We start from the raw sequence: 7,811 nt of genomic DNA, 5'->3' as shown, positions 1-7,811 counted from the left end.
ACGTCCGGCTTCACGCATCACTGACGCCGGGCCTTGCCGCAGCCTTCGATGCCGACGGCTTTGCGCTCGCTGATATCGCCGTCGCCGACGGCAAAATCTCCAGCATCGTCGCGCATCGCCAGTCCAATTCGCCCGCAGCTGCCGCCGACCTCGGCGGCCGCGTCGTCATGCCGTGCTTCGTCGACTGCCACACGCATATCGACAAGGGCCATATCTGGCCTCGAAAACCCAATCCGGACGGCACGTTCATGGGCGCGTTGAACGCCACCGGCGCCGATCGCGCTGCCCGCTGGAGCGCAGACGACGTTGCCCGCCGCATGGCTTTTTCGCTGCGCTCAGCCTACGCGCACGGCACCAGGGCTATGCGAACCCATCTCGACAGCGTCGCGCCGCAGGAAGAGATCTCCTGGCCGGTGTTCGAGACGATACGGGAGAAATGGCGTGGCCGCATCGAGCTGCAGGCGGCCTGCCTGCTTGGCATCGAAGGCGTGCGCGACAGGAAGTGGTTCGAAAGGCTGGCCAAACGCGTCGCCGCGGCCAATGGCGTGCTCGGCGTCGTCACCTATATGCTGCCGGACCTGGAAGAGCTTCTCGACCAGGTGTTCGCGCAGGCGATCAAGCATGGCCTCGACCTCGATTTCCACGCCGACGAGACTGACGATATCTCGGCGATCTCGCTGAAGAAGATCGCAGAGGCGGCCTTGTGGAACGGTTTTGAGGGAAACATCCTCGTCGGCCACTGCTGCTCGCTGGCACGCCAGCCCGATCTCGATGTGCTCGACACGCTGGATAAGGTGGCGAAGGCGAGGCTTGCCGTGGTGTCGCTGCCGATGTGCAATCTCTATCTGCAGGACCGGCGCGGCGACAAGACCACGCCGCGCTGGCGCGGCGTGACGCTGCTGCACGAGATGAAAGCGCGCGGCATTCCTGTCGCCGTCGCCTCCGACAATACCCGAGATCCGTTCTACGCCTATGGCGATCTCGACATGCTGGAGGTCTATCGCATGGCGACGCGCATCCTGCATTTCGATCACCCGGTCGGCGATTGGCCACAGGCGGTGACTTCAACGCCGGCCCAGGTGATGCGGCTCGACGGTTTCGGCACCCTTGCAGCCGGCGGCGCCGCCGATTTCGTCGTCTTCAAGGGGCGGAGCTGGACGGAATTGCTGTCGCGGCCTGAATCGGATCGCATCGTGGTGCGCGACGGCCACGCCATCGAGCGCCAATTGCCCGATTATGCCGAACTCGATGATCTGATGGTGGGATGATGGACCTGGCTACGCTCAAACGCGATCTCGACGGTCTGAAGATCGACGACCATCCGGCGATCGTCCAGCAAAAGAGCCGTGACTTCTACTGGTACAGCCCGGTGCTGAAGCAACAGCTCGACCATGTGACCGGCGATCTGATCGTGACACCGAAGACGGAAGACGAGGTGATCCGAGTGCTTGCCGCCTGTCACCGGCATGGCGTGCCGGTGACGCCGCGCGGCAGCGGCACCGGCAATTACGGGCAGGCGATGCCTTTGTCCGGCGGCGTCGTGCTCAATCTCGCCGAAATGAATGCAGTCAAGACGATCGCGCCCGGCCGCGTCGTGACCGGACCCGGTGCCGTCCTCGCCGACATCGACAGGGCGACGCGCGCGCATTCCGGCCAGGAGCTGCGAATGTCGCCATCGACCTATAACACCGCGTCGATCGGCGGTTTCGTCGCCGGCGGATCGGGCGGCGTCGGCTCGATCCGCTGGGGTGGGCTGCGCGACCTCGGCAATGTCATCCGGCTCAGGACCGTGACGATGGAGGCGGAGCCTCGCATCATGGATCTTACCGGCGAAGAGGTGCTGAAGGTGATGCATGCCTACGGCACCAACGGCATCATCACCGAGGTCGAGATGCCGCTGACCGCATCTTACGACTGGATCGACGTCATCGTCGGCTTCGACGATTTTATGGATGCGGCCGGCTTCGGCAACGATCTCGCCATTCAGGACGGCATTCTAGCGAAGCTGATCACGCCGATCGCCGCGCCCATCCCTTACGATTATTTCAAGCGGCACCAGCGGTTTTTCAGGCGCGAGCAAAGCATCGTCGTCTGCATGATCACGCCGCATGCCATGGACGCCTTTGTCGCTCTTACTGCGCGCAGCAAGGGCGAGATCGTCTTCCGCGCCGACAAGGAGGCCGATCTCAAGGGCCGGCCGCCGGCCTATGAGCTGACCTGGAACCACACGACGCTGCGCGCCATCAGGGTCGACCCGACGATTACCTATCTGCAGACCCGCTATCCTTCGCCGGATCACCTCGCTTACGTCAAGGCGATGATCGACCGCTTCGGCGACGAAGTGCCGACACATCTCGAATTCATCCGCTTCGACGGCGCGATCGGCGTGGCCGGGCTGCCGCTGGTCCGCTTCACGACGGCCGAGCGGCTCGACGAGATAATCCGCATCCACGAAGAGAATGGCTGCTGGGTCTTCAACCCGCACCGCTACACGCTGGAAGAGGGCGGCATGAAGCAGACGGACGACGTGCAGCTCGCCTTCAAGCACGAGACCGATCCGCAAGGGCTGCTCAATCCCGGCAAGATGATCGCCTGGGAAAACCCGGACTACGATTATCGCTCGGGCAAGTCGTTCCTGTTCAAGGGGTTGCAGAAGGCGGGGTGATGAACATCCTCGTTCTCTACGCCCATCCGGTCGAGACCAGCTTCAATGCCGGTTTGCACAAGGTGATCGTCGAGCGGCTGACGGCAGCCGGCCACGCCCTCGACGACTGCGATCTCTATGCCGAGAATTTCGATCCCCGGCTGACGCGGGCCGAGCGGCTCGGTTATCACGACGATCGCGGCGCCGGTGATCCGGCAGCGCCCTATGTCGAGCGCCTGCTGCGGGCCGAGGCGCTGGTGCTGTCGTTTCCGGTGTGGAACTTCGGCTATCCGGCGATCCTGAAAGGCTTTTTCGACCGTGTCTTCCTGCCCGGCGTCTCGTTCAAGCTGGTCAATGGCAGGGTGCAGCCGTCGCTGCACAACATCCGCAAGCTGGCGGCGGTCACCACCTATGGCGGCAGCCGGTTGCACGCCATGCTGATGGGCGACCCGCCGCGCAAGCTGGTCAAGCGTGTGTTGCGCGCCACGGTCAAGCCAGGTGCCTCCGTGGCCTATCTTGCGCATTATTCGATGAACCTGTCGACCGATGAAACGCGGAAGAGATTCACGGCAAAAGTCGCCGCCAGCATGGATGCCTTCTGATGCGGGTCCTGGTGGTTTACTGCCATCCGGTCCCGGAAAGCTTTTGCGCCTCGATCCGGGATAGTGCCATCGAGGTGCTGAAGGCGAGGGGCTGGGAGGTGCGGCTGCTCGACCTCTATGCGGAGAATTTCGATCCGGTCATGGGCTGCGGCGAGCGACGCTCCTACAATGAACACGCCCCACAGGATCCGGCGCTCAAGCCGCACATCGAAAATCTCAACTGGGCCCAGGCAATTCTCTTTATCTATCCGACATGGTGGTATGGGCTGCCGGCAATGCTGAAGGGCTGGCTCGACCGGGTCTGGGCGACCGACGTCGCCTTCCGGCTGCCGGCCGGCAACCGACGGATTCAGTCGCTGATGAGGCATGTGACGAAGATCGGGGTGATCACGACCTGCGGCGCACCGACCTGGTGGAGCGTCGTCGTCGGCCAGCCGGGACGCAGGACAATCCTGCGCGGCATGCGGGCACTCTGCGCCACCCGCTGCAGGACGTTCTTTCTGGCGCACTACCTGATGGACTCATCGACACCGAGGACGAGGGCGGCGTTCCTGGAGAAAGTGCGAACGAAGCTGGAGCGCTTCTGAGCTACATCCGCACCCGTTCCGATTTCGGATCATACATCGGCTTCAGCGATGCCTCGGCGGCGAAGCGCTCGCCGGCGATTTCGATCGCGTAGGACGACGACAGCAGGTCCGCCTCGCTCTCGCCCTTGCAAGGCACGTAGCCGAGGCCGATGGCGCCGCCGAGATGATGGCCGTAATTGCCCGAGGTGATCGGGCCGACGATCTTGCCGTCGCGCAGGATCGCCTCATTGTGAAAGAGCAAGGGTTGCGTGTCTTTCAGGCGGAACTGCAGCAGCCGCCGGTCCAATCCGGTTTCTTTTTTTCTCAGCACGGCGTCGCGGCCAAGGAAGTCGCCCTTGGCAGTCTTCACTGCGAAGCCAAGGCCTGCCTCCAGCACATTGTCCTCATCGGTGATGTCGTGGCCGAAGTGCCGGAAGGCCTTTTCGATGCGGCAGGAATCCAGCGTGTGCAGGCCGCAGAGTTTTAGGCTGACATCGGCGCCGGCCTCCTCGATCGCCTCGAACACGTGGGCGGCCTGGTCGGTCGAGACATAAAGCTCCCAGCCCAGTTCGCCAACATAGGTTACGCGGTGGGCGCGGGCCAGCCCCATGCCGATTTCAATCTCCTGAAACGTCCCGAACGGGTTGGTTTCGTTGGAGAAATCGTTCGGGCTCAGCTTTTGAATCAGCTTCCTCGCATCCGGACCCATCAGGCAAAGCACGGCTTCGGCAGCGGTGACATCGGTGATGACGACGAATTCATGGGAGAGGTGTTTTTTTAGCCACGCGAGATCGCGCTGCAGCGTCGCGCCAGGCACCACCAGGAAGTAGGCCGTTTCTGATAGCCGTGAGACGGTGAGATCGCTCTCGATACCTCCGCGCTGGTTGAGCATTTGGGTATAGACGATCTTGCCCGGCGCCACGTCCATGTCGTTGGCGCAGAGTTTCTGCAGGAAGGCGCAGGCATCGCGGCCCTCGACACGGATCTTGCCGAACGAGGTCATGTCGAACAGGCCGACGCCGTTTCGGACGGCCAGATGTTCCTCGCGCTGGTTGTCGAACCAGTTCTGCCGCTTCCATGAATAGCGGTATTCGCGCTCCTGGCCGGGCCTGGCGAACCAGTTGGCGCGCTCCCAGCCGGCAACCTCGCCGAACACCGCACCGCGCGCCTTCAGATGTTCGTGCAGCGGCGAGCGTCTGACGTTCCGCGAGGTCGCCATCTGGCGGTACGGAAAATGGTCGGCATAGAGCAGGCCGAGCGTCTCGGAGACGCGCTCCTTCAGGTAGCGGCGGTTCTTCTGGAACGGCTGGGCGCGGCGGATGTCGACCTCCCACAGATCGAAGGGTGCCTCGCCGTCATTGATCCATTGCGCCAGGGCCATACCGGCGCCGCCGGAGGAAACGATGCCTATCGAATTATAGCCGGTCGCCATCCAGTAGCCGGAAAGCTCCGGCGCCTCGCCGAGATAGTAGCGATCATCAGGCGTAAAACTCTCGGGACCGTTGAAGAAAGTGTGGATGCCGGCGCTGGCCAGCATCGGCATCCGGTTGACGCCCATTTCAAGGATCGGCTCGAAATGCTCGAAATCCTCAGGCAACTGGTCGAAGCAGAAATCTTCGCGGATGCCGTCCATGCCCCATGGCTTGGCCACCGGCTCGAAGGCGCCGAGCATCATCTTGCCGGCGTCTTCCTTGTAGTAGGCGCATTCGTCCGGCACGCGCAGCACCGGCAGGCGGGTCAGGCCGGAGATCGGTTCGGTGACGAGGTAAAAGTGCTCGCAGGCATGCAGCGGGATGGTGACGCCGTTCTGGCGCCCGAGCTCGCGCGCCCACATGCCCGCGCAATTGACGACGACATCGGCTTCGATCATGCCTTGCTCGTCGCCTTGCGTCCAAGAGACGCCGGTAACGCGGCTATCCCTGGTATCGACCTTGGTTACCTTCACGTTCTCGACGATCGTCGCACCGCGCTGGCGCGCACCCTTGGCCAGCGCCATGGCGATATTGGCCGGGTCGCACTGGCCGTCGAGCGGCAGATGCACGGCGCCGACCACATCGGAAATGTTGAGATGCGGGTACATCTCCTTGACTTCATCAGGCGAAATCTCGCGCACGTCGACATCGAACGCGCGGGCGAGAGACGCCTGCCTATAAATCTCGTGCTTGCGCTCCTCGGTCAGCGCCACGGTGATCGAGCCGACCTGCCGCATGCCGGTGCCGACATCGGTCTCGGCTTCGAGCTTGACGTAGAGGTCGGCCGAATATTTCGCCAGCCGCGTCATGTTCTGCGAACCGCGCAGCTGGCCGATCAAGCCGGCGGCGTGCCATGTCGTGCCCGATGTCAGCTGCTTGCGTTCGAGCAGCACGATATCGGTCCAGCCGAGCTTGGCCAGATGGTAGGCGACCGAACAGCCTGAAACACCGCCGCCGATGATGACGGCCCTTGCTTTGGGAGGAATGGCCTTTGTCGGGATGGTATTCTGGGGCAGGGCGCTCATGCAGCCTCACGGCGATAGTTGGAAGCGAAGCGGCGCAGCCGAAGGGCTGCTTCCAAAAGTATCGCCTCGGGCTGGCAGAGGCTGACGCGGATGTGGCCGGCGGCGGCATCGCCGAAACTCGAGCCCGGCATGACGCCGACTTTTTCCTTGTCGAGGAAAGCCCAGGCGAATTTCTCGTCGTCCGGCTCGATGGCCGAAATGTCGAGCATGACATACATGCCGCCTTCAGAGCCGCGCACGGTGATGTTGTTCATACCGTGCATTGCGTCGAGGACGACGCTGCGCCTTGCGGCATAGCGTTCGGCGATCTCCTTGACGCCATAGCCGTTTTCCAGCGCCTCGGCGCAAGCGAGGCTGATGAAGGCCGGCAGGCCGTAGGTCGTCACCAGATTGAGGTTGGTCAGCAGCGAGATCATCTCTTCTGACCCGGTCAGCCAGCCCATGCGCCAGCCGGTCATGCCGTGGCTCTTCGACATGGAATTGATGACCAGCGTGCGTTCCGCCATGCCGGGCAGCGAGCGCGGCGAGATGTGCTCGCCGCCGCCCAGCGTCCAATAGACCTCGTCCGACAGCAGCCAGAGGTCATGTTCCCGGCAGATCTGCGCCAGGTCTTCCAGCCGCTGGCGCGAGTAGACAGCACCCGTCGGGTTGTTGGGCGTATTGATGAGGATGGCGCGCGTGTTCGGCCGGAGCGCGGCACGAATGTCGGCGGCTCGCGGCTGGAAACCATCCTCGGGAGGTGTCTCGACTACGGTGAAATCGGCGCCCGCTGCACTGAACGTGTTGGGGTAGGTTGCGTAATAGGGCGCCACCACGATGGCATGGTCGCCCTGATCGAGAACGGCTTGTACCGCCGCGTAAAGCGCTGCCTGTCCGCCTGGCGTGGCGATGACCTGGTCGGGGTTGGTCGCAACGCCGGTGCACACGGTCGACGCCGCCGCCATTGCCTTGCGCAGGCGCGGAATGCCGGGAAGCGGGGTGTAGTGGTGGTTGCTGGCGCGAACCGCGGTCACGCAGGCTTCGATCGTCTGCGCCGGCGTGTCGAAATCGTGGTCGCCAACCGACAGCATGATGATGTCCTCGCCGGCCTCCTTGCGTGTCCAGGCAGCGAAATGAACCTCCCAGCCATCCTTGCCGGAAGGCACGATGCCGGAAATGCGCGATGATGGTCTGGGCATTATGCTACTCCCGAAATTTCGTAGCCGGCCTGTTCGAGCCGGTCACGCAGGGCGGCGATGTGGGGCGGTCCGACTTCACAGCAGCCGCCGACGATGCCGGCGCCGGCCTCAACCCAGCCGACTGCCTGGCCTGCATAGGCGTCCGGATCAAGGTCGTGGCGGGCGTGCAGCACTTCCACGGTGCCGCCATGCTTGAGCGCCTCAATCGAGGTGAAGCCGTTGGCATAGGCGCCGACCGGGCCGCCGAGGCAGATCAGTTCGGGCAACGCTGCAGCAATCGCTTCGGGCCTGCAGCAATTGACCAGTCTAGCTGCGACCGGCAGC

Annotated in this window: 7 protein-coding genes; 4 read left to right on the top strand and 3 right to left on the bottom strand. The window is 63.4% G+C overall.

Features of this window, described 5'->3' with window-relative positions; translation table 11 throughout:
• The 4 genes from EOA85_RS21260 to EOA85_RS21245 all read left to right on the top strand — a co-directional run.
• A partial coding sequence (locus EOA85_RS21260) for a cytosine deaminase (protein ID WP_245485923.1) occupies positions 1 to 1,268 on the top strand: 1,268 nt, incomplete at its 5' end.
• Entirely contained in the window at positions 1,268 to 2,665 is a 1,398-nt protein-coding gene (locus EOA85_RS21255) for an FAD-binding oxidoreductase (protein ID WP_127211054.1), read from the top strand. The genes EOA85_RS21260 and EOA85_RS21255, both read left to right, overlap by 1 nt.
• Positions 2,665 to 3,246 carry an NAD(P)H-dependent oxidoreductase gene (locus EOA85_RS21250; protein WP_164759781.1) on the top strand — a complete coding sequence of 194 codons (582 nt, stop codon included), beginning with the start codon at positions 2,665 to 2,667 and terminating at the stop codon, positions 3,244 to 3,246. Before EOA85_RS21255 ends, EOA85_RS21250 begins: the two co-directional genes overlap by 1 nt.
• Complete coding sequence (locus tag EOA85_RS21245; protein ID WP_127211051.1) at positions 3,246 to 3,833, top strand: NAD(P)H-dependent oxidoreductase; 588 nt, start codon at positions 3,246 to 3,248, stop codon at positions 3,831 to 3,833. The genes EOA85_RS21250 and EOA85_RS21245 overlap by 1 nt, the downstream gene beginning before the upstream one ends.
• Before the next feature lies 1 nt (position 3,834).
• On the opposite strand, the gene EOA85_RS21240 is transcribed toward EOA85_RS21245, so the two are convergent.
• From EOA85_RS21240 to EOA85_RS21230, 3 genes are all read right to left on the bottom strand, one after another.
• Positions 3,835 to 6,309, bottom strand: a complete 2,475-nt coding sequence (locus EOA85_RS21240; protein ID WP_164759780.1) for an FAD-dependent oxidoreductase — start codon at positions 6,307 to 6,309, stop codon at positions 3,835 to 3,837.
• The gene (locus EOA85_RS21235) at positions 6,306 to 7,487 is read right to left on the bottom strand and encodes a pyridoxal phosphate-dependent aminotransferase (RefSeq protein WP_127211050.1); all 1,182 of its coding nucleotides are present in this window, start codon (positions 7,485 to 7,487) and stop codon (positions 6,306 to 6,308) included. The genes EOA85_RS21240 and EOA85_RS21235 overlap by 4 nt, the downstream gene beginning before the upstream one ends.
• On the bottom strand, positions 7,487 to 7,811 hold a 325-nt coding region (locus EOA85_RS21230; protein WP_206523338.1), incomplete at its 5' end, for a homocysteine S-methyltransferase family protein. The genes EOA85_RS21230 and EOA85_RS21235, both read right to left, overlap by 1 nt.

The organism is Mesorhizobium sp. M5C.F.Ca.IN.020.29.1.1 (genome assembly GCF_003997375.1).
Taxonomy (GTDB): Bacteria; Pseudomonadota; Alphaproteobacteria; order Rhizobiales; family Rhizobiaceae; genus Mesorhizobium; species Mesorhizobium wenxiniae.
This window is presented reverse-complemented; position numbering and strand designations above follow the sequence as displayed.